Origin of the sequence: Arthrobacter agilis (genome assembly GCF_002953615.1) — a bacterium.
In the GTDB taxonomy this organism is placed as follows: Bacteria; Actinomycetota; Actinomycetes; order Actinomycetales; family Micrococcaceae; genus Arthrobacter_D; species Arthrobacter_D agilis_B.
In genome coordinates, this window is sequence record NZ_CP024915.1 from 258,063 (window position 1) to 278,905 (window position 20,843).

Below are 20,843 nucleotides of genomic sequence, written 5' to 3' on the forward strand. Positions count from 1 at the left end.
TTGGTGCCCGTGTAGCTGAGGACGCCGTCGGCGAGTCTTTCCACGCGCGTCAGGGAGTCGAACAGGACGGCGTCGTTGCCCGGTTCCGAGACACCGAACGCGAACACCTCGCCCCCGGCCGCCTCGTCGAGGACGAACTGGAGCGAGGCATCCCCGCGGTCGGCGAGCAGGCCCGCCACGGCCGTCCAGACGAGGTGCATGTTCACGCCCAGCGCGGTCGCCGGAGCGGCGGCGGCGAGGACGCGCTGTGCAGCAGCAGCCCTGCCCATCCCACCCTCGTCGCCGGGCGGTGTCTCGACGAGCATCCGGAGGTAGCCGGAGTCCACGAGCTCCGCGAAGTCCTCGTGGAAGAACGCGTTGGCCGCGTCGTAGCCCGCGGCGCGTTCTCTGAACCGCCCCAGCATCGCCTCGGTCAGGTAGGCGGACCGGTCCGCCGTCGTCATCCCGCTCCCCCGCCGCTCAGTAGGTGGTCAGCAGGCGGGCGAGCACCTTGGCGCCGAAGCGGAGGGAATCTGCCGGCACGCGCTCGTCCACGCCATGGAACATGCCGGTGAAGTCGAGCTCGTCGGGCAGCTGCAACGGGGCGAACCCGTAGCCGGTGATGCCGAGGCGGCCGAGCGACTTGTTGTCCGTGCCTCCCGAGAGCGTGTAGGGCAGCACCTTCGCGCCCGGATCCTCTGCGTGCAGGGCGTCGATCATGGAGTCCACGAGGTTGCCCGCGAACGGGACCTCGAGCGAGGTGTCCTTGTGCTCGTAGGTCACGTCGACCCCTTCGCCGGCGAGGCCTCGGATGATCTCGAGGACCTGGTCCTGCTGGCCGGGCAGGGTACGCACGTCGATGAGGGCCTCGGCGGTGCCCGGGATCACGTTGTGCTTGTAGCCGCTCTTGAGGACGGTGGGGTTCGCGGTGTTCTGCAGGGTCGCCCCGACGAAGCGCGCCACGGTACCGAGTTCCTTCAGGAGCACGTCGGGGTTGTCGGGATCGAATTCGACCCCGGTCAGCTCGGTGACACCGTCGAGGAACTGGCGCGTGGTGGGCGTCAGCTCGATGGGCCAGCGGTGCTCCCCGATCCGCGTGACGGCGCGCGCGAGCGCGGTCACGGCGTTGTCGGTGTTGATCTGCGAGCCGTGGCCGGCGCGCCCGTGGGCCACGAGCCGCAGCCAGGAGATGCCCTTCTCGGCCGTCTGCAGGAGGTACGTGCGCTGCCCGCCGATGGTCGCGGAGAAGCCGCCGACCTCGGAGATGGCTTCGGCGGCCCCCTCGAAGACCTCCGGCTTGTTGTCGACCAGCCAGGATGCACCGTAGGCGCCTCCCGCTTCCTCGTCCGCGAAGAAGCCGAAGATGAGGTCGCGCTGCGGCTTGATGCCGTCACGCTGCATGGACCGCAGGACGGAGAGGATCATGGCGTCCATGTCCTTCATGTCCACGGCGCCGCGCCCCCAGATCAGGCCGTCCTTCTCCTCGCCGCCGAAGGGGTCGACGGTCCAGTCCTCCTTCTGTGCCGGCACGACGTCCAGGTGACCGTGCACCACCAGCGCGGGCAGCGACGGATCCGAGCCCTCCATGCGGGCGACGACGGATGCGCGACCGGGCGCGGATTCGAAGATCTGCGTGGACAGGCCCACCTCCTCGATGAGCCCTGCCGTGTACTCGGCGGCCTTCCTCTCCCCGGGGCCGACGTTGTCCCCGAAGTTCGAGGTATCGAAACGGATCAGTTCCTGGCAGATCCTGACAACTTCATCTTCGGGTGTAATGCCCACGTGGTCCTCCTGGGTAGCGGTTACTGCTCCAGCCTACCGAGAGTCACCGCCCGACCGGCCACGCCTTCCCGTTCCGTCGGCATCGGACATCCGGCCTTCCCCGCTGGGGTCACGTCCTGCACGGGGTGCGGTCAGTTCCTCTTCAGTTCCTCGGCCAGCATGACGACGATGCCGCTCGGACCGCGGACGTAGGTGAGTTTGTAGGCGTCCCCGTATCTCGCCACCCCACGCAGGGGGTAGCAGCCGTGCCGTGCGGCGATGTCGAGGGCCTCGTCGATGTCGTCCACCGAGAAGGCGATCCGGTGCATGCCGATCTCGTTGGGACGGGTCGGCTCCGTCTCGATCGCGTCCGGGTGGATGTACTCGAAGAGCTCGAGGCGACCATCCCCCTCCGGCGTCTGCAGCACGGCGATCCTGGCGTGATTGCCGTCGAGGCCGACGGCGGTGTCGGCCCACTCCCCACTGACCGTGTCGCGGCCGAGGACGGTGAGGCCGAGGTCGGTGAAGAAGGCGATCGCCGCTTCCAGGTCGCGGACCGCGATGCCTACGTTCTCGAGTCGGAGGGGCATGCGGGACACGCTACCAAGGCAGGATGGCCCCGGCGAGACGCCTGGGCGCGGGAGGGCCACCGGCAACGAGGGCTACCCGGTCGGATCGGGATCGGAGTCCGGCACGTGGTCGAGGTCGGCGTCCGAAGGGGCTCGTCGGGGGGCGGGCAGTTCGTCGATCAGTTCGTTGACGGCCTGCGCTATGAGGTCCCGTTGTAAGCGGGGCAGGTCGATCAGCGCCTGGAGATATGCGTGGACCTCGTACTCCTCGACCATGCCGGAGAAGGAGAAATAGCGTAACCACACCTCCGAGATGCTCACCCCCGCTTCACGGATGGCCTTGCTGGTCAGAAGTCGTTGTTCCGCACTCCTCCTGCTGCTGCCGGCACTGCGTGCGGTGCTGTTCGAGGTCTCCTTCCCAGGGTGATGACCAGAGTGATGACCAGGGTGATGACCAGGGTGATGACCAGGGTGATGACCAGGGTGATGACCAGGGTGATGACCAGGGTGATGACCAGGGGCATCTCCCGGACCCGGTTCACGATCGTCGTGCAGGTCGCGGTGCATCAGGTCCCGCCGATGAATCGGGAGGTGCCGAGGTCTCGACGGGCAACGATGGTCGCCGCCAGCTCGGCCATGGTGATGCGGGCGTCCGTGACCAAGGTGAGCATGTGCTCGAGGGCTTCATAAGGATCCATGTCGTGGCGCTCCATGATGATGCCCCGGGCGAGATCGATGGTGCCCCTCGTGCTGAGTGCCCTGGTCACCTCGGCATCGATGCGCTGCGGTGTGTCACTGGCCTGGATGTGGCCGAGCAGGGCCGCTGCGGAGGTGGCGAGATGGGACAGCACTCGGGCGTCAGCGGCCGTGAAGGCGTTCGGTGTGCCCGAGTAGGTCTTCAGTGCTCCGATCGGTTCCCTGCCCCGCATGAGGGGCACGGTGGCGCACGACCGGATGCCGGCATCGGCTGCCGCCGAGTTCCAGCGCTTCCACCTCCCGTCGGCGGTGGTGTCATCGATGATCTGTGCCTCGGCCGTCGCCCAGGCGGTCAGGCAGGGTCCTTCGCTCAGGTCGTACTGGAGCTGGTCGGCGGCCAGCACGGAATCATCCGTCGACCCGACGCTGGTCCGCTCCCCGCCCAGGATCAGGGACACTCCTGCTCCCTCCGCGCGCTCGATGACGGTCCGTGCGGCTTCTGCGAGGTCATCCACGGCGTGCTGCGCGGTCTGTTCCGTCAGGAGGAGACCCTTCGTGCGTCCGACGACGACACCGAGTCCGCTGATGGGGGGTACGGGATCCATTCGTGCCTCCAGCTACTCAGCGGTCACCCGTGGGCGAAGGATGACCGTTGTCCCCATGGCCGGCACGCTCGGAGCCCGGCGGCCCTTCTGGTTATCAGTGTGCACACAGCGTCCCGGGTCGCTCAATGGTCGCCCGATCATGACCGACAGGGGCGGTGATGCCCACCATGTGCTCGGGGCAGCTTCTGCACACAGCGCGGGAAGTTCCCGTTACCGTGAATGCCATACGACGTCGTCCGCGGGCGCGGGGGGCCGGGGTGCGGCCTGATCCGATGGACAGAGGAGCGAGCATGGTCGGGAAGAGTGCTGACGATGAGATGAGGGAGCCCGCACGGCTCCAGGACCTGGTCCTCGACAGCACCGACCTCGAGAAGTTCCTGACCCGGCTCTCCGAATGCGTGGCGCAGACCTTCTCCTCGGACACCCGTGAGGTCCTGTGCAGCGTGACCCTGCTGCGCCCCAGGACCAAGGGGGTCATCGCCAGCAGCAGCGACCACGCCAGGGAAGTGGACGAGGTGCAGTTGTCCTTCGACGACGGCCCGTGCCTGCGGGCCGCCCGCGACGGGCAGACCTACATGGTCCAGGACTTCACCACCGAGGACCGCTTCGGGGACTACGCCCCCACCGTCCTCGAGCACGGCATCCGCTCCGCCCTGGGCATACCGATCACTCTGGAGGGCCATACCGCCGCCGGGCTCGACCTCTACGCCACGGCGCCGGACGTCTTCGACGACGAGGTCATCGCCGCCGCTGAGGGACTCGCCGCGGAAGCGTCCCAGCTGCTGCGCATGGCCGTCCACATCGCCCACCTCACGGCAACGAACCACGACCTCACCCAGGCGATGAATTCGCGGACCACGATCGACGTCGCTGCGGGCATCATCATGGCCCAGAACCGGTGCGGCCACGACAACGCGATGACCATTCTCCGGGCCGCTTCCAGCGGCCGGAACATGAAACTCCGCGATGTCGCAGCCGCCGTCGTGGAATCCCTCGGACAACAGACTCCCGCCACACACTTCGAGACCTGAACCCCCACCACGATCCGTGCCGACAATCCGGCGCCCCTCCGGTACGTCCTGGCTAGAGAACCGCAGGTGACGGCGCCAGGGCTTCGATGATGGCGTCGGTGACGTCGTCGGTGGTGGCTTCTCCGCCGATGTCGCGGGTCAGGTGCCCGGCGGCGGTGGTCCGCTCGATGGCTGATTCGAGCTGTCGTGCCTCATCGTGCAGTCCGAAGTGGTCGAGCATCAGGGCTGCACTGGCAATGGCACCGATGGGGTTGCTGATGCCCTTGCCCGCGATGTCCGGGGCGGTGCCGTGTACCGGCTCGAACATCGACGGGAACCGGCGCTCCGGGTTCAGGTTGGCGCTCGCCGCCAGGCCGAGGCTGCCTGCGAGCGCCGAGCCCAGATCCGAGAGGATGTCCGCATTCAGGTTCGAGGCCACGACGACGGACAGGTCCTCCGGCTTGAGGACGAATTTCGCGCTCATCGCATCCACCAGGACGCTTTCGGTCGTGACGTCCGGGTAGTCCAGGGCGACGCGGTCGAACACCTCGTCCCACAGCACCATGCCGTACTGCTGGGCATTGGACTTGGTGACGCTGGAGACCTTCTTCACGGTGCGGGTGCGGGCCAGGTCGAAAGCGAAGCGCATGATGCGCTCGCAGCCCTTCTCGGTGAAGAGCGCGGTCTGGAGGGCTACCTCGTTCCCCGGTCCGCGTCCCCTGAGGTTGCGTCCGCCGATGCCGGCGTACTCGCCCTCGCTGTTCTCCCGCACGACCACCCAGTCGAGCTCGGTGTCATCGGCCTTGCGCAGCGGGGACTGGACGCCGGGCAGGAACCTCACCGGGCGGATGTTCGCCCACTGGTCGAAGTTCTGGGTGATGTTCAGGCGCAGACCCCAGAGGCTGATGTGGTCCGGCACGTTCTCCCAGCCCACGGCTCCGAAATAGATGGCGTCGAAGTCCTTCAGGGTCTCCAGGCCGTCGTCGGCCATCATCTTCCCGGTTTCGGCGTAGTACTCGCATCCCCACGGGAACTCGGTCCACTCGAAGGCGAACGTACCGCCGGCGTGCGAGGCGAGCGCATCGAGGACCCTGCGACCGGCGGAGACGACCTCCTTGCCGACGCCGTCCGCGGGGATCGATGCGATTCTGAATGTCCGGGTGGCGCTCATGCCGTCCTCCTCGTCGAGTGGTGGCAGATTTGGCTGCCCTACCTCCTCCAGTAGAGCGTTTGGGAACTCCCGGCGTCCAAGAGCTTCTTCGAATACTGCTGATAGGTGTTGCCTATGGGAGCGAGGGACACGCCGATCTGATCCGTTGATCGGTTTTACCTATCCGGGTAGTAGGAAGACGGTCTTGGACGGGATCACCTGACGCGGGCACAGTGAGTGCATCCCTTCCGACGAGAGGACGAAGATGTCCAGCAATCGAGCAGACCCGACCGATCTGACGACCACCGGTCCCCGGACCGACGTCCGCACAGCCCTGCTGGGTGGCAAGTCCTTCCGGAGCCTCAGCGAGCAGAAACTCTCGCCGCGGGAGGAGAAATTCGAACGTACGCGGCAGACGCTGGGGTTCTTCCTGGCTCCCGCCGTCGCGCTGATCTTCGCACTCCTGCCCACCGGGATGGACCGTTCCCAGCAGTTGCTCGCCGCGGTGCTGCTGGGCGTGATCATCCTCTGGATCTGCGAACCGGTGCCCATCCCCGTCGGCGGCCTGATCGGCGTGGCTGCCGTCGTCCTTCTCGGAATCGCTCCGGCGGGCGATGTGCTGGCGCCCTTCGGTTCGACGACCATCTTCACCTTCATCGGCGCCTTCATCCTGGCCGCGGCGATGCTCAAGCACGGCATCGCCCAACGCCTGGCCTTTGCCGTCCTGTCCATCCCAGGGGTCGCGAAGTCGACCTACCGGATCATCATCGCCTTCGGCTTGATCACGTGCCTGTTGTCGGCGTTCGTCTCCAATACCGCCACGGTGGCCATGCTCATGCCGACCGCCCTCGGGATCCTGGCCGTCATCGCGAAGCTCATGCAGGACCGCGGGGTCGTCAAGGCCGACTTCGACCCTCTCCGGCTCCGCGTCGGTGCAGCCCTGATGCTGATGCTGGCCTACGGGGCCAGCGTCGGCGGTCTCCTCACACCGGTCGGCTCTCCCCCGAACCTCATCGGCCGCGGGCTCATCGAGGAAGCCACCGGCGTCAAGATCGGCTTCGTCCAGTGGACAGCGACGGTCGCCCCGATCTGCGCAGCGATGTTCGTCGTCCTCGCCCTGATCATGTTCCTGCTCAACAAGCCGGAGATCCGCAGGATCGAAGGCGTCGAGGAATTCATCCGCGAGCAGAAGGCCGAGCAGGGCAGGATGTCGCGTGCGGAGAAGAACACCCTGTTCGCCTTCGGCCTGACCGTCACCCTGTGGCTCCTGCCCGCGGTCGCCAGCCTCGTCGCCGGCCCTGATTCCGATCTCTACACCCTTTTCGACAACCGGCTCGACGAGGGCATCGTCGCAGTGCTCGGTGCCTCCCTCCTGTTCATCCTCCCGACGGACTGGAAGCAGCGCAAGGCGACCATGACCTGGTCCGACGCGTCGAAGATCGACTGGGGCACCATCCTCCTGTTCGGTACCGGCATCATCTTCGGCGCCCTGCTCGCCGACACCGGACTCGCCGAGACCATCGGGACCGCGGCATCGAACAACCTCGGCATTACCAACATCGTGGCGATCACCGCGTTCTCCGCGATCCTGGCGATCCTCATCTCGGAGACGACCAGCAACACCGCCTCCGCGGCCGTCGTCGTACCGATCGTCATCCCCCTGTGCGTGGCCTTGGGAGTGGACCCCTTCGTCCCCGCCCTGGCAGCGACCTTCGCGGCATCCTTCGGCTTCATGCTGCCGGTGTCGACCCCGCAGAACGCCATCGTGTACGGCACGGGCGCAGTCCCCATCACCCGCATGGTGAGGACCGGTTTCGCCTTCGACGTCATCGGCGCGATCCTCATCATCAGCATCGTCCCGATCATGGTCGGCGTCACGGGCATCGGCTCCTAGGACACCAGCAGCCGATCGGTCCACGGATCACGCAGGGCGTAGTCTGTGGACCGACCGGCTGGCTGCACCGAGGAGCGTCGATGGATACGAGGAAGTTGAGATACTTTCTTGCCGTCGTCGACTGCAACGGCTTCAACCGGGCAGCCGACGAACTGCTGATCGCACAACCCTCGCTCTCCCAGACCATCGCGAGCCTCGAGCGGGACCTGGGCGTCCCGCTCTTCCACCGCATCGGACGACGGGCCGTACTCAGTGAAGCGGGCAAGGAACTCGTGGGACCCGCACGACAGGTGATGCGGGACCTCGATGCGGCCCGGTCAGCGGTCGATGCCCTTCGAGGTCTGCGGAGTGGAACTCTCGACATCATGACCATGCCGTCCCCCGGGATCGAACCCCTCACCTCCATGATTGCGAGTTTCGTCGAACTCAACCCGTCCATGCGGCTGAACGTCGAAGCGGCGTTCACGCCCGAGGAGGTCATCGAAGCCGTGCGCAGCGGACACTCGGAGCTCGGCCTGGCCGGGTCCCACGGACCCATCCGGGTCCCCGGGATCACGGTGCTCGAACTCGAGCAGCAGGCCCTGATCCTGCTCGTCAATCCTCAGGCGGACACCTTCGGTGCCGGCGACGTCGTCCACCGGGAAGCGCTCAGCGGCCACCGTCTCATCGCCAGCCAGCGTGGCTCACTGATGCGGTGGCTGGTGGACGACGCCCTCGCCCAGGGAGTCGAGGTGGAGATCGTGGTCGAAGTGGCGCACCGCACCTCCATCCTCCCGATGGTCCTGGCAGGCGTGGGCCACGCGGTCATGCCGTCGTCCTGGACGGCGACCGCGAACCGGTCCGGGTTGCGCACACTGCAGATCGAACCCGTATCGAGGCTGGACGTAGCACTCCTCAGCCGCACGAAGGACCTCACACCGGCGGCGCTGTCCTTCCTCGACGTCGCCAGGGAACACGGCACATCCACCCACCGGTGACGCCGCCCGTGTGCGCTGTCCGGTGGAACATACCCGCCGTCCAGCTTGTTGTACACAGTGATGACGACGCCCCGGGAACTGGACCTGACCACTATCTCTCCGACCCGGCTGTGGGTCCCCAAGCACGTGATGATCACCCGGGCCGCAGCTGATCTGCCGCACACCGCCGAGATCATCAGGCGATGCGAGCGTGCAGGGGTCGACGACATCCGGGTCCTGTCCGGGAATGCACTGACGAGCCTCCGCGGCGCCACCGAGCGGGAGACCTACGCGTCCGCCAAGAACACCCTCGCGGTCGTCGTCGCCCCGCCCAGCGCGCTCAAGCCGCAGCCGATCCCGCCGAGCGCCGACTGGCGGATCGACCTGGCCAGGGGCTGCCCCGCTCACTGCCAGTACTGTTACTTGGCCGGATCGTTGCAGGGGCCGCCGGTGACCCGCGTGTACGCGAACATCGACGACGTGCTGGACGGCATACGCACGTCCGCCGGTCGGGGATCGGTCACCCGTGGCACCCTCGAGCGCGGCGACGAGGGTACGACGTTCGAGCTGTCCTGCTACACCGATCCGCTCGGGATCGAGAGCGTGACCGGCTCGCTCGCCGCAGCGATAACCCGGGTCGGGGCAGGGGACTTCGGGAGCGATGTGCAGTTGCGGTTCACCACGAAGTTCGACGACGTCGGTGAGCTCGTCGGCCTCGACCACTCGGGCAGGACCCGGATCCGCTTCTCGGTCAATGCCGCGGAGGTCGCCGATCGTTTCGAGGGTGGGACCGCGCGCATGCCGGCGCGGCTCGCCGCGCTCCGTGCTGTTGCGACAGCCGGCTACCGGGTGGGTCTGACGATCGCCCCGGTCATGCCCGTCCCCGGTTGGCGGGAGCAGTACGGCGCTCTGTTGGACGACGTCGCTGCGGCAGTCGCCGGTATCGAGGATCTCGATCTCACGGCAGAGATCATCACGCACCGCTTCACCCCCGCGAGCAAGGAGGTTCTGCTGGGCTGGTATCCCAGGACCAAGCTCGAGATGGACGAGGACCTGCGGAGCCAGAAGCGCTCGAAGTTCGGCGGCGTGAAGTACGTGTACCCGAAGCAGACCATGAAGGAGATGCGCGAGTGGTTCACGGAGGAGCTGGACCGGCGTCTCCCGGCTGCCCGGCTCCTCTACTGGACCTGATCCGACCGGATGCCCTGATGCCCCACCAGCGCCCGGGTGAGTTTGGCACCGGATGCATCTGCTCTGTGAAGAACCCCGCCCAGAGGTCGCCGGCAACGAATCACTCCTGGATGCACTCATTCCCAGGAAGACAAGCAAGCCATGATCGTTCACCCCGGCGAGTACCACGACGCCACCTCGACCGTCCCCGTTCCGCAGTGCCGGCAGACCCTCGAACTGGTCCGGCGGGGTCTGCTCATGCCCCCTCTGCCCATCCAGGCAGCACTGCGGAAGCGCCGGTCGGCTTCCGTGGTGCACCTGCCGATCCGTCGGGAGTTCCCTGGCACGGAAGCGGCCTGAGGTTCGCCGGGCAGGAGGCGTACAGGGACCGCGGCCGGTGCGTCGTCGATCTCCTCGTCCTGCGTGTCAGGAGGAGTTGCTCGCCCCCACGCGCCGCACGGTGATCGCCTCCGTCGTTGCCACGGGCCCGTTCTGGGCGCTGTACCGGTGGATCGTCCGAGGACGGTTCACCGTCGCCCCGGTGCTCATGCGCCCAGGCGGCCCTGCAGGAGCGCGAGGCCGGGTCCTCGAAGGTCCTGTAGGGCGGCCGTCCGTCCGGACGCCGCGAGCAGGAGCGACAGCGCTGGTCCCTGCACCGTCTGACCGGAGCCGACGGTGAACCCTCCGTCGGTAGCGGCAAGTCTCAGGCCGTTCAACCGCTTCTTCCCACCGGACAGGCGGTCCTGCGCGACATACGCCAGGGTGTCCCGCAGCTCCAACGGGGTGGCTGGGCGTCGTAGGCCGAGGGGGCGTCTGATGTCCTCGCCGTGCACGACGATCTCGATGAGCCGGGTGATCAGGGGCCCGGGAGGGGCCGTGGTGCTGGTGATCGTGGATTCGAATCGCAGGAGGGTCTCGGCAGGGGTAGGAGCCCGTTCGGCTGCTACTTCCCGGGCATTCGCCCGGTCGAAGCTGAATCCCGCCCGGATGAGCGACAACCAGAAGCGACGCCGGGTCGTCCTTGCTGAACCCGTGAGATGTGCGACGACGTCGTGGACGTCCCAGCCCTCACAGAGTGATGCCGTCGCCCATTCCTGGGTGCTGAGTGATGCGAGGTCCTCGGCCAGGGCCCGCCGTTCCCGATGCACTGTCTGCCAGTCGCTGGTCATGTCCATCCTTCATCCTGTACGGCTCATGATCCCTTACTGGACGCAACCGAACCCTCGGAATCATCGACATCCGGCGGACATCCCGATAACGAACCCGACCAGCAGGGCAGGACTCCGGACTCGTCGCCTCGAGGTCGTCCCCAGCGAGGGTGCGCCGTTCTGCACGGGCCTGCGTAAACCCTGTGCCAACCTTTGCCGTTCCTGTCCGCGCAGTTCGGTTTCGGTTCCTAGCCTTGAAGGAGCGCCTGAATCGCCAGGACCCCACCAGCACCACCGGATACGGAGCACCACATGAGCATCAGCAAGAAGATCGCATCAGGCGTCCTGGCAGCAGCCATCATCGGATCCTTCGGTGCAGGAGCAGCCACTGCTGCCGCTCCCACCGCCACCCCGACCGCCAAGGTCGTCGTCGCCCAGGCGAAGTCCACCGTGAAGCAGGAAGCCGCCGCTGCCACGTCCCTCGCCGGCAAGGAGCGTGCCGCGGCCAATAAGGCAGCAGCCGCCGCCAGGTCCGCCGAGGCCAGGGCCGTGGCTGTAGAGAAGAAGGCGGCCGCCGACGCCAAGAAGCTGGTGGCCAGGTCGACCGCCGCCCAGAAGAAGGCCGCAGCGGACGCGAAGTCCTCCGCCGGCAAGGAGCGTGCGGCGGCGAACAAGCTGGCCGTCGAGGCGAAGGTGGCCGAGAAGAAGGCCGCATCAGCCGAGAAGCGCGCAGCCGAGCTGGCCGAGGAAGCCGAGCAGACCCCCGCTCCGACCCCCACGGACGTCCCCGCGCCGGCAGCTGCCTGATCCAGGATGCACACCGAAGCCCCGGGGGTCATCCTCCGGGGCTTCTGCATTCGCTCCCCGAGTACCCACAAGGGGCCTAGCTCGCCGCGGTGGCCGAAGGCTGGTCGAGAAGGCACTCCGCGTGGTCGAGGGCACAAAAAAACCCCGGCGAACCGGGGTTTTCTTTGTGCGCGGAGGGGGACTTGAACCCCCACCCTCAATAAGAGGACTAGCACCTCAAGCTAGCGCGTCTGCCATTCCGCCACCCGCGCGGGTGGTTTTTCGCCGTATAAACCGGCGAAAGCAACGAGAGAAACTCTACCACGGGTTTTGGGAAGTCGTTGCATCGGGGCACGCTCCCCGGCCCTACACGCCGCACGGAGGCGTCGGCAACCTTCCTGGCACCCCGGTCCGACCGGGGAGGACGTGCGTAAGCTGTCCTCGACACCGGTCCGCTCGACGGGCCGGGCCCGAGTGCAGGGGATGACGACGTGGACGAGACGAATACCGGCCAGGAGCAGTACGCCCTGACGTACGACGCCATGGTGCGAGCCAACATCTCCCCCGGCGAGCTCTGGATCCACTACTTCAGCATGGGTGGCGGCGTGGACGAGTACGAGGTGAACGCCTATCTGCACGGCCTGATCGACCTGCCCGAGCACGAACGCGACTGCATCTCGCAGGCCGTCAACGAACTGTTCGACGACCTGTGCCGCCAACGCGGCGCGCCCTACAGTTCAGGCCACAACCGCCGCAGCAGCACCTGAGAACCGGCACTCACCCGAGGGCGGCGAGCTCCGCGACCCGCGCCAGCGGTCCGACCGACGACAGCAGCGCCATCCCGATGGCGAGCGCGAACAGACCTAGCCACAGCGGGGAGGGGAGACGGGTGCTCCCCTGGAGGAGGTAGGCGTCCGACGACGCGAGGTCCCGTCGTCGTACATGCACGCGCACGACCTTGACCCAGTCGCGGCAGGAGCCCACCAGCAGGGCAAGGCCGAGGACGAGGCAGACGTGGCCCGCCGAGGCCGCTCCCCCGAACCAGACGAGCACCAGCGACACGGCCGCACTGCCGCCCAGGATGAGGACGCCCTGGAGGTTCCTGATGAGCAGGAGCGCCGCGATCATCACGAGGGCCCCGACGGAGAGCGCCGCTGACGCCCAGCCGTACGCCGCGCACCGTACGAGCACAGCACCGACCACGGCGGGCACCGGATAGCCCCAGAACGTCGTGAAGGCAGCACGCCAGCCGCGCCGGCCCATGCTGGTGGTCGTTCCCGAGTGATCGAGGCGCAGGGTGATCCCCGTGACCCGCTGCAGGGTCAGGAGCGCGGCGGCCGCGTGCCCGAGTTCGTGGACCACCGTGACGAAGAGGCCGAAGAACCGCCACGAGCGGCGGGGCACCGAGAGCACCGCCGCCACCAGCACGATGGCGACGAGCCCGGGCATGCCCACCTCCGGCGGGGACGCCCGGGTGAAACCGTCGGTGATGCGCTCCCACAGCTGGAGGAACACGCCCTCCACTATCGGCCTGCGGCCCGGTGTCCCGCCAGGCCCTCGGCGATGGCGTCGATGGCGAGGGCCACCTCGTGGAACGACGTCGAGAGGGGTGAGAGGCCCAGACGGATGCCGTCGGGGTTCCGGTAGTCGGGGATGATCCCCTGCTGCCACAGCTCCGGCACCATCGCCGGAAAGGCCGGATGATCGATGGTCACGTGGCCGCCCCGTTCCGCGGCGACCCGTGGCGAGGCGATGACCACCCCGTACGGCGCAAGCACCTCGTCGACGGCCTCGACGGCGAAGGCGGTGAGGAGTTCGGACTTGCGGCGCACCGCGTCCATGCCGGCCTCGTCGATGAGATCGATCATGTCCCGCATCGCCAGCATCCCGACGATGGGCGGGGTGCCCGAGACCAGTCGGCGGATGCCGGGCGCGGGCTGGTAGGCCGAGCCCATGGCGAAGGGATCAGCGCTGCCGAGCCACCCGAGGATCGGCTGGTCGAGGGTGTCGAGGTGCCGTTCCGCAACGTACGCCCAGGCAGGGGCTCCGGGTCCGCCGTTGAGGTACTTGTAGCTGCACCCCGCGGCGAAGTCCACGTCCCAGGCGTCCAGCTCGGCCGGGACGGATCCGACGGAATGGCTGAGGTCCCACAGCACGAGAGCTCCGGCGTCGTGTGCGATCCGGGTGATGGCGGGGACGTCGGCGACGTAACCGGACCGGTAGGCGACGTGGCTGAGGAGGACGAGGGCCGTCTCGGGCCCTACGACGGCGGCCACGTCGGCCGGCGTCGCGCCGCCGTCGTAGGCCACCTCGATCCAGCGGAGCGTGAGCCCGCGCTCCCGGGCGATGCCCTCGACGAGGAAACGGTCGGTCGGGAAGTTGTCCCGGTCGATCACGATCTCGGTCCGCTCCGGCCGGGCGGCCACTGCCGCCCGTGCGAGCTTGTACAGCAGCACGCTCGTCGAGTCCGCGACGATGCACTGGCCGGCGTCGGCGCCGAGGGCCACCCGCCCCAGCTGGTCGCCGATCTGCTCGGGCAGGGTGAGCCAGCCCTCGTCCCAGCCGCGGATGAGGCGCCCGCCCCACTGACCCTCCACGAACGACGTCAGGCTGCCGACCACCGACGTGAGGGGACGGCCCAGCGAGTTGCCGTCGAGGTAGGAGCGCACCGCATCGTCGTCGGTACCGAGGAAGAGCTTGCGGTGCTGCGCGAGGGGGTCTGCGGCGTCGAGCCCGGCCGCGCGGTCGAGGAGAGTAGGGTCCAGCATGCGCCCAGTCTAGGACGGAAGGGCGCGGCGGCCGGCCCGCACCGTGGCGCACGGGCGGTTCCCCGTCGGGGGGAACCGCCCGTGCGCTCCTGACCGGAGGACTAGCGGATGGACGCAGCCGTGTAGGCCGACTGGATGGAACTGCCGAAGTACGGTCCGTACATCACGTTCTTCTGCGTGCTGTAGCCGAAGCTGTTGACCGAGTTCTGCGTGCCGGAGGCCCCCGAGCCCACGAACCAGGGGCCGCCCGAGGAGCCTCCGGTCATGTCGCAGGGGATCCCCTGGGACTGGGTGCCGCCGATCCGGTCGGCGGAGGCCGTGCCGTAGCAACTGAAGAGGCGCTCGCCGTTGAAGGGCGAGGCGGCCGGGTAGCCGTAGGCGCTGTAGGTGAGGTTGCGGGCCATGTTGAAGCCGATGCTCGACGCTCCGACGGCCGCCGACAGGGTCCTGCCGTTCAGGGTGTTCACGACGGCGAAGGCGCCGTCGTAGTTGATGTCGTTGCGGGAGACCCATTCGCTCGCCGCGTGCAGCGAGCGTGCCGTCCACTTGCCGTAGGGGGCCGCACCGTTGCTGTAGGCGGGCACGAAGACGAAGTTCGTGGCCCACCCGGAGGCGAGGTCGTGGGTGCAGTGGCCCGCCGTCGCGACGGTGCTCTGGTTGCCGCTCTGGACGGAGTTGCCCGAGCACACGTAGTTCTGGCCGTTCATGGTGAAGAACACCTTGCCGATCCGGGAGACCGGCGCCTGCGCGGTGGCGCGCTGCTCGACCACGGGCTCCTTCGGGGCCTTGGCGACCGACTCCTGCCCGGCCTTCGGCAGGATCGACCGTCCCTCGGCGGCCCAGCCGGAGTTGATGGTGTTGGCCGGCCTGGCGCTCTTCATCCGGTCGGACGTCCAGTAGGCGTCGAGGGCGGCCTGGCTCTCGTTCTGCGCGTGGGACACGGTGGTGCCGGCGACGACGGTTCCCGCCGAGGGTGCCGCCCGAACCGGACCTGCCGCCATCAGTGCTGATGCCATCAGGGCGGAAGCGGCGATTATGCCGGCTTTGAGACCTCTAGAGTTCACGAAACTCCTCTTTCCATACAGGGGCCAGCCTTCGTCGGCTGGTGCATGGAGTCTGCCCCGGCGGTGGCGGCCGTGCCCAGTGCAGAAGCGCAGTTGGGGGGAATTGCCCCTGGAAATCTCCTGGTCCCTGGACAGGGCCGCCACGCCGTGGAACTATTCCGCGCGCACCCACCCCGTGAAGTGGGGCTTCCGGCGCTCGGCCGACCAGCCGACGACGTCGACACGCTCCCCGCCGTCGTACCGCGTGCGCGTGAAGGAGGCGGCGACCACCGCAGGCAGCGGCACGGGAGCAGCGAAATCGATGCGCCAGTCCAAGGCGCCGGTCGGGGCCGCGACCGCCTGGTCGACCATGCGCGCTGCAAGGTACATACCGTGTGCGATGGCCGTCCTCATGCCGAGCACCCTTGCCGTGGGTCCGCTGAGGTGGATGGGATTCCAGTCCCCTGACACCGCTGCATAGCGGCGGCCGGTACCGGCGTCGAGAGTCCAGAGGGCCGTGGGGCGGGGCGCGGTGAACGGTGGCCGCTCCGCGTCGGACGTCCGAGGCCCCGACGCGTCGAGCCGGACCCCCCGGGCCAGGTAGACGGACCGGCCGGTCCAGACGCGTCGGCCCGCCACGTCCACCTCGGTCACGACGTCCACCTGGGTCCCCGCAGCGTGGGGCCGGAGGTCCTCGCTGTAGGCCACGATGTCGAGCACCTCGGAGGCCGCGACCTGACGGTCCTGGTGCACCTCGTTGCTCAGATGCACCATCCCCAGCAACGGGAGCGGGAAATCGGGTCGCGCCAGCACGCTCATGGCCACCGGGAAGGCGACGGTGTGGAGGTAGGCCGACGGGAGCTTGTCCCGCGCTGCCGAACCCAGCTCCTGCTCGAAGCGCGTGAGCTCCGCGAGGTCGATGCGGACGCCGTGTACGCGGTGCCGTGCGGACGGCAGGGCCGAAGCCACCGGGGCGCGCCCGATCGTCCGGCGCACGACGAGCGCGACCGCCTGCCGGTAGAGCCCGGGAAGGCTCGGCAGTCCGGCCAGGACGGTCTCGCCGGACGGCGCGCCGTTCATGCGCCGACCAGGTTCTGCCCGCAGACCCGGACGACCTGGCCGTTGATGCCGGCTGCGGCGTCCGACGCCAGGAAGGCGATCGCCTCGGCGACGTCCACCGGCAGGCCGCCCTGCTGCAGGCTGCTGAGGCGTCGGGCGACCTGCCGTGTGAGCGGTGGGATCTTCGCCGTCATGTCCGTCTCGATGAAGCCGGGGGCCACGGCGTTGATCGTCCGTGCACCGCCGTCGAACGCCGCTGCCTGGGCGCGGACCATGCCGATCACGCCGGCCTTGGACGCCGCGTAGTTGGTTTGCCCGCGGTTGCCCGCGATACCGCTCGTCGAGGCGAGGCTGATGATGCGCCCGCTCTCCGAGAAGACCGGCGAGGCGAGGAACTGCTCGTTCATGCGCAGCTGGGAGGCGATGTTCACGGCGATGACGGAGTCCCACCGTGCGGCATCCATGTTGGCCAGCAGCTTGTCGCGGGTGATGCCGGCGTTGTGCACCACGACGTCCAGGGCGCCGTAGCGACCTCTGACGTGCTCGAGGATACGGGCTGCAGCGTCCGGCGCCGTGATGTCGAGCTGCAGGGCCGTCCCGCCGACCCGGTTCGCCACGGCCGCCAGCTGCTCGCCGGCGGCCGGCACGTCGACGGCGATCACGCGGGCGCCGTCCCGTGCCAGGACCTCGGCGATCTTCGCACCGATGCCACGCGCCGCACCGGTGACCACGGCGGTCCGGCCCGCGAGGGGCTGATCGGGGATCCCCTCCCCCTCGGCGCCCGTGGTCGCAGCGAGATCGACGACGCCGTCGGCGGACACGGCGGTCACCTCGAGGAACTGCCCGTCCACGTAGGCGCTCTTGCCGGACAGGAGGAACCGGAGGGCGCCCAGCGTGGTCGGATCCGTCGTCGTCGCGGTGCCGCGCAGGACGATGCCGTTGCCGGTGGCCCCGCCCCGGAGCTCGTGTGCCACGGACCTGATGGCCCCGTCCACTCCCTGACGTGCGGCTGCCTCCGCCGGATCGGTGGTGTCCGCTGCGGAACGGAAGAGGGCGACGACGCGTCCGCCGGGCACCAGCAGCTTCACGGCCTGCCCGAGCTCGAGCAGCGGGCCCGTGAGGTCCGTGGGCGACGAGGCACGGTCGAGGACGACGATGGCGGCGCTGAGCTTCTCCCCGGGCAGCACGTGCCGGCGGACCTCGATGTCCCACCCGAGCAGCACGTCGGCGAGCGCGTCCGCGCCGGCACCCGCCCCGGCGACGAGGACGGGCCGTGGTGCCAGGACCTCACCGGGGGTGTAGCGGCGCAGGACCGCTGGCCGTGGCAGGCCGAGCGCCCTGGCGATCCTTCCGGGCAGAGGGGTGTTGACCAGCTCCAGGTACGTGTCGGCCATCAGTTCCTCGCCTCGAGGATCGCGACGACGCCCTGGCCACCGGCGGCGCATATGGAGATGAGGCCCCGCCCGCCCTTCTCGGAGAGGGTCTTGGCGAGTGTCGCGACGATGCGGCCGCCGGTCGCGGCGAAGGGATGACCGGCCGCGAGTGAGGATCCGTTGACGTTGAGCTTCGAGGGGTCGATGCTGCCGAGCGCACCGTCGAGCCCGAGGACCCGCTTGCAGTAGTCCTCGTCCTCCCAGGCGGCCAGCGCGCTGAGGACCGTCCCGGCGAAGGCCTCGTGGATCTCGAAGAAGTCGAAGTCGTCGAAGGTGAGACCGTTGCGCTGCAGGAGGCGGGGTACGGCGTGGACTCCCCCCATGAGCAGGCCTTCGTCGCCGTGCACGAAGTCGACGGCCGCCGCTTCAGCGTCGACGATGGTCGCGAGCATCGGCAGGTTGTTGGCGGTGGCGTACTCCTCGCTGCCGAGCAGGACGAGTGCGGCGCCGTCGGTCAGCGGCGTCGAGTTGCCCGCGGTCATCGTCGCCGGCGTGTCGAGGGACGTGCCGAACACGGGCTTGAGCGTCGCGAGCTTCTCCGGGGAGGTGTCCGCGCGGAGGTTGGCGTCCCTGGTCAGGCCGCGGTACGGCGTCATGAGGTCGGCGAAGAAGCCGCGCTCGTAGGCGGCCGCGAGGTTCTGGTGGCTGCGGTAGGCGAGCTCGTCCTGTGCTTCGCGCGAGATGTTCCAGGCTGCGGTCGTGAGTGCCTGGTGCTCGCCCATGGACAGGCCGGTGCGCGGTTCACCCGTGGTGGGGGCGTTGGGCGAGAGGTCCTTCGGTCGCAGCCTGCCGAGCGCCTTGATCTTCTGCTGGGGAGTCCTGGCGCGCGACAGGTCCAGGAGTACGCGGCGGAGACCTTCGCTCACGACGATGGGAGCATCCGAGGCGGAGTCGACGCCGCCCGCGATGCCGGACTCGATCTGGCCGAGCCTGATCTTGTTGGACAGGCCTACCACTGTCTCGAGGCCTGTCGCACAGGCCTGCTGCAGGTCGTACGCAGGGGTCTCGGGCGACAGCGCGGACCCGAGGACGGCCTCGCGGGTCAGGTTGAAGTCACGGGAGTGCTTGAGGACTGCGCCGGCCGCCACCTCGCCGATGCGCTCGCCCTGGAGCCCGAAGCGCGCGACGAGGCCGTCCAGGGCGGCGATGAGCATGTCCTTGTTGGAGGAGTAGGCATAGGCCCCGCCGGAGCGGGCGAAGGGGATGCGGTTGCCGCCGATGACGACTGCCGTGCGGGGTGTACGGGCAGCGTTCTGCGACCCGGCCTGATCTGCCATGGGAGTGCTCCTGATGCGAGGGGTGAATTACCGATACCTAGCGTACCTGATACGCTGGGTATCATGAAGTCTGCCGCCGTGCTCCCCAGCGCCTCCGACGAGGTGCCCGAGGCGCGCCCGCCATCCGACGGGCGGTCCAGCCGCTGGGAGGAGCATCGCGCCGAGAGGCGACGGCAGCTCATCAAGACCGCCAGGCGCGCGATCGACGCGCTCGGCCCGGGCGCGTCGATGGAGGACATCGCCGCTGCGGCGGACACCTCCAAGTCCGTCTACTACCGCTACTTCGGTGACAAGACAGGACTGCAGCGCGCCATGGCGGAGGTGGTCATCGGCCAGATGCAGCAGAAGGTGCTCGATGCCGCCAAGGCGGCATCGACGCCCCGCGAAGGTCTGCACTCGATGGTGCTCGCGTACCTGCAGATGGCCCGGACCTCCCCCAACGTGTACGCCTTCGTCACGCGGGTGGGGATCGCCGAATCCACGGCCGCCGACGACGGCGCGCAGGACACGCTCGCGCACTTCCTCGCCGCGATCACCGAAATGATCTCGCGGCCCATGCGCGCCTACCTGCTCTCCCCCGACCGTCCGGCCGGGCCCGACGACGCCGCACCGGGCTACTGGCCGACGGCCGCGATCGGCATGGTCCGCGCCGCCGGAGAGCACTGGCTCTCCACCCCCGACGGACCCCACAAGCCGACCGAGGAGCAGATGGCCCACCACATCACGGGCTGGCTCTTCGACGGCATCAGCCGCTACGAAGCGCTCGTTCCGCCGTCGACCCCACGCTCCCCCCATACCCGCCGACCAGCGAAGGACACGCCATGACCCAGACCATCTCCCGGCCGCAGCAGCTTCCTGCGACGGCCGACATCAGGGACGACGAGCAGGCCACCGTCGACACGGCCGAACTCGGGGAGCTGCTCCTCGGCAAGTGGGCGCACGTACGGCGGATGGCACGGGAGCTCGCCGGACGACCGGAGGTGCACAAGGTGGAGGGGCTGACCCACCACGACCACCGGCGGCGCTGCCTCGACCAGCTCCACTACCTCGTGGAGCAGAAGGCCGTGCACCGGGCCTTCCCCGAGGCCTTCGGCGGGGACGACGACCACGGCGGCAACGTCGCGGGCTTCGAGGAGCTCGTGGTCGGCGATCCCTCGCTCCAGATCAAGGCCGGCGTGCAGTGGGGCCTGTTCGGCTCGGCGGTGATGCACCTCGGCACGGAGGGGCACCACGAGGCGTGGCTGCCGGGGATCATGAACATGGACATCCCGGGCTGCTTCGCGATGACCGAGACAGGCCACGGCAGCGACGTGGCGAGCATCGCCACCACCGCGACCTTCGACCCGGCCACGGACGAGTTCGTCATCGACACCCCCTTCCGCGCGGCGTGGAAGGACTACATCGGCAACGGAGCCATCGACGGGCGCGCCGCCGTCGTCTTCGCGCAGCTCATCACCAACGGCGTGAACCACGGCGTGCACGGGTTCTACGTGGACCTGCGCGACGCCGACGGCACCTTCCGGCCCGGGATCGGCGGGG

General features: G+C 68.6%; 23 protein-coding genes, 1 tRNA gene and 1 pseudogene. 9 read left to right on the plus strand and 16 right to left on the minus strand.

Annotated elements, in window-relative coordinates:
* The 6 genes and pseudogenes from CVO76_RS01250 to CVO76_RS01275 all read right to left on the minus strand — a co-directional run.
* Nucleotides 1-443, minus strand: a pseudogene (locus CVO76_RS01250) (acyl-CoA dehydrogenase family protein); the annotation flags it as partial.
* Between the two features lie 16 nt (nucleotides 444-459).
* Nucleotides 460-1,761 carry a M20/M25/M40 family metallo-hydrolase gene (locus tag CVO76_RS01255; protein ID WP_208740405.1) on the minus strand — a complete coding sequence of 434 codons (1,302 nt, stop codon included), beginning with the start codon at nucleotides 1,759-1,761 and terminating at the stop codon, nucleotides 460-462.
* A 131-nt stretch (nucleotides 1,762-1,892) separates the two neighbouring features.
* A complete protein-coding gene (locus CVO76_RS01260; protein WP_133083090.1) occupies nucleotides 1,893-2,330 on the minus strand; it encodes a VOC family protein in 438 nt (145 codons plus the stop codon).
* Between the two features lie 72 nt (nucleotides 2,331-2,402).
* Nucleotides 2,403-2,630, minus strand: coding sequence for a hypothetical protein (locus tag CVO76_RS01265; protein WP_208740406.1), 228 nt, complete (start codon nucleotides 2,628-2,630; stop codon nucleotides 2,403-2,405).
* A gap of 26 nt (nucleotides 2,631-2,656) precedes the next feature.
* Nucleotides 2,657-2,833, minus strand: coding sequence for a hypothetical protein (locus CVO76_RS01270; RefSeq protein WP_208740407.1), 177 nt, complete (start codon nucleotides 2,831-2,833; stop codon nucleotides 2,657-2,659).
* A 42-nt stretch (nucleotides 2,834-2,875) separates the two neighbouring features.
* A complete protein-coding gene (locus CVO76_RS01275; protein WP_208740408.1) occupies nucleotides 2,876-3,610 on the minus strand; it encodes a GAF and ANTAR domain-containing protein in 735 nt (244 codons plus the stop codon).
* 317 nt (nucleotides 3,611-3,927) lie between these two features.
* Between CVO76_RS01275 and CVO76_RS01280 the strand changes: the two genes are divergently transcribed.
* On the plus strand, nucleotides 3,928-4,641 hold the full coding sequence (locus CVO76_RS01280; protein WP_208740409.1) for a GAF and ANTAR domain-containing protein: 714 nt from the start codon (nucleotides 3,928-3,930) through the stop codon (nucleotides 4,639-4,641).
* A 52-nt stretch (nucleotides 4,642-4,693) separates the two neighbouring features.
* Here the strand turns inward: CVO76_RS01280 and CVO76_RS01285 are convergent, their stop codons facing one another.
* On the minus strand, nucleotides 4,694-5,791 hold the full coding sequence (locus CVO76_RS01285; RefSeq protein WP_208740410.1) for a tartrate dehydrogenase: 1,098 nt from the start codon (nucleotides 5,789-5,791) through the stop codon (nucleotides 4,694-4,696).
* A 244-nt stretch (nucleotides 5,792-6,035) separates the two neighbouring features.
* Between CVO76_RS01285 and CVO76_RS01290 the strand changes: the two genes are divergently transcribed.
* From CVO76_RS01290 to CVO76_RS01305, 4 genes are all read left to right on the plus strand, one after another.
* Nucleotides 6,036-7,664, plus strand: a complete 1,629-nt coding sequence (locus tag CVO76_RS01290; protein WP_133083086.1) for an SLC13 family permease — start codon at nucleotides 6,036-6,038, stop codon at nucleotides 7,662-7,664.
* Between the two features lie 80 nt (nucleotides 7,665-7,744).
* Nucleotides 7,745-8,641, plus strand: coding sequence for a LysR family transcriptional regulator (locus CVO76_RS01295; RefSeq protein WP_133083085.1), 897 nt, complete (start codon nucleotides 7,745-7,747; stop codon nucleotides 8,639-8,641).
* A 60-nt stretch (nucleotides 8,642-8,701) separates the two neighbouring features.
* Nucleotides 8,702-9,811 carry a spore photoproduct lyase family protein gene (locus CVO76_RS01300; RefSeq protein WP_208740411.1) on the plus strand — a complete coding sequence of 370 codons (1,110 nt, stop codon included), beginning with the start codon at nucleotides 8,702-8,704 and terminating at the stop codon, nucleotides 9,809-9,811.
* Between the two features lie 141 nt (nucleotides 9,812-9,952).
* Nucleotides 9,953-10,150 (plus strand): hypothetical protein, encoded by a 198-nt coding sequence (locus CVO76_RS01305; protein ID WP_208740412.1) that lies wholly within the window; start codon nucleotides 9,953-9,955, stop codon nucleotides 10,148-10,150.
* A 66-nt stretch (nucleotides 10,151-10,216) separates the two neighbouring features.
* On the opposite strand, the gene CVO76_RS17490 is transcribed toward CVO76_RS01305, so the two are convergent.
* Nucleotides 10,217-10,339 (minus strand): hypothetical protein, encoded by a 123-nt coding sequence (locus CVO76_RS17490; protein ID WP_279628587.1) that lies wholly within the window; start codon nucleotides 10,337-10,339, stop codon nucleotides 10,217-10,219.
* On the minus strand, nucleotides 10,336-10,959 hold the full coding sequence (locus CVO76_RS01310; RefSeq protein ID WP_208740413.1) for a maleylpyruvate isomerase family mycothiol-dependent enzyme: 624 nt from the start codon (nucleotides 10,957-10,959) through the stop codon (nucleotides 10,336-10,338). The genes CVO76_RS17490 and CVO76_RS01310 overlap by 4 nt, the downstream gene beginning before the upstream one ends.
* Before the next feature lie 291 nt (nucleotides 10,960-11,250).
* Here CVO76_RS01310 and CVO76_RS01315 point away from each other — a divergent pair, with 291 nt between their 5' ends.
* Nucleotides 11,251-11,745 carry a hypothetical protein gene (locus CVO76_RS01315; protein WP_208740414.1) on the plus strand — a complete coding sequence of 165 codons (495 nt, stop codon included), beginning with the start codon at nucleotides 11,251-11,253 and terminating at the stop codon, nucleotides 11,743-11,745.
* A gap of 167 nt (nucleotides 11,746-11,912) precedes the next feature.
* On the opposite strand, the gene CVO76_RS01320 is transcribed toward CVO76_RS01315, so the two are convergent.
* Nucleotides 11,913-11,996, minus strand: a tRNA-Leu gene (locus CVO76_RS01320).
* Between the two features lie 219 nt (nucleotides 11,997-12,215).
* Here CVO76_RS01320 and CVO76_RS01325 point away from each other — a divergent pair.
* Nucleotides 12,216-12,491 (plus strand): hypothetical protein, encoded by a 276-nt coding sequence (locus CVO76_RS01325; protein WP_133083081.1) that lies wholly within the window; start codon nucleotides 12,216-12,218, stop codon nucleotides 12,489-12,491.
* Nucleotides 12,492-12,501: 10 nt separating this feature from the next.
* Here CVO76_RS01325 and CVO76_RS01330 read toward each other — a convergent pair whose 3' ends face one another.
* From CVO76_RS01330 to CVO76_RS01355, 6 genes are all read right to left on the minus strand, one after another.
* The gene (locus CVO76_RS01330) at nucleotides 12,502-13,239 is read right to left on the minus strand and encodes a M50 family metallopeptidase (RefSeq protein WP_244186144.1); all 738 of its coding nucleotides are present in this window, start codon (nucleotides 13,237-13,239) and stop codon (nucleotides 12,502-12,504) included.
* An 8-nt stretch (nucleotides 13,240-13,247) separates the two neighbouring features.
* Entirely contained in the window at nucleotides 13,248-14,492 is a 1,245-nt protein-coding gene (locus CVO76_RS01335) for a kynureninase (RefSeq protein WP_208740415.1), read from the minus strand.
* A gap of 101 nt (nucleotides 14,493-14,593) precedes the next feature.
* Nucleotides 14,594-15,556, minus strand: a complete 963-nt coding sequence (locus tag CVO76_RS01340) for a trypsin-like serine peptidase (protein WP_244186146.1) — start codon at nucleotides 15,554-15,556, stop codon at nucleotides 14,594-14,596.
* Between the two features lie 153 nt (nucleotides 15,557-15,709).
* Entirely contained in the window at nucleotides 15,710-16,615 is a 906-nt protein-coding gene (locus CVO76_RS01345) for a MaoC/PaaZ C-terminal domain-containing protein (RefSeq protein WP_208740416.1), read from the minus strand.
* Nucleotides 16,612-17,988 carry a 3-oxoacyl-ACP reductase gene (locus tag CVO76_RS01350; protein ID WP_208740417.1) on the minus strand — a complete coding sequence of 459 codons (1,377 nt, stop codon included), beginning with the start codon at nucleotides 17,986-17,988 and terminating at the stop codon, nucleotides 16,612-16,614. The genes CVO76_RS01345 and CVO76_RS01350 overlap by 4 nt, the downstream gene beginning before the upstream one ends.
* Nucleotides 17,988-19,304, minus strand: a complete 1,317-nt coding sequence (locus tag CVO76_RS01355) for an acetyl-CoA C-acetyltransferase (RefSeq protein WP_133083077.1) — start codon at nucleotides 19,302-19,304, stop codon at nucleotides 17,988-17,990. The genes CVO76_RS01350 and CVO76_RS01355 overlap by 1 nt, the downstream gene beginning before the upstream one ends.
* A gap of 63 nt (nucleotides 19,305-19,367) precedes the next feature.
* Between CVO76_RS01355 and CVO76_RS01360 the strand changes: the two genes are divergently transcribed.
* On the plus strand, nucleotides 19,368-20,129 hold the full coding sequence (locus CVO76_RS01360) for a TetR/AcrR family transcriptional regulator (protein ID WP_133083076.1): 762 nt from the start codon (nucleotides 19,368-19,370) through the stop codon (nucleotides 20,127-20,129).
* Nucleotides 20,126-20,843: acyl-CoA dehydrogenase family protein (locus tag CVO76_RS01365; protein ID WP_208740418.1), on the plus strand; the 718-nt coding region annotated here is incomplete at its 3' end. The genes CVO76_RS01360 and CVO76_RS01365, both read left to right, overlap by 4 nt.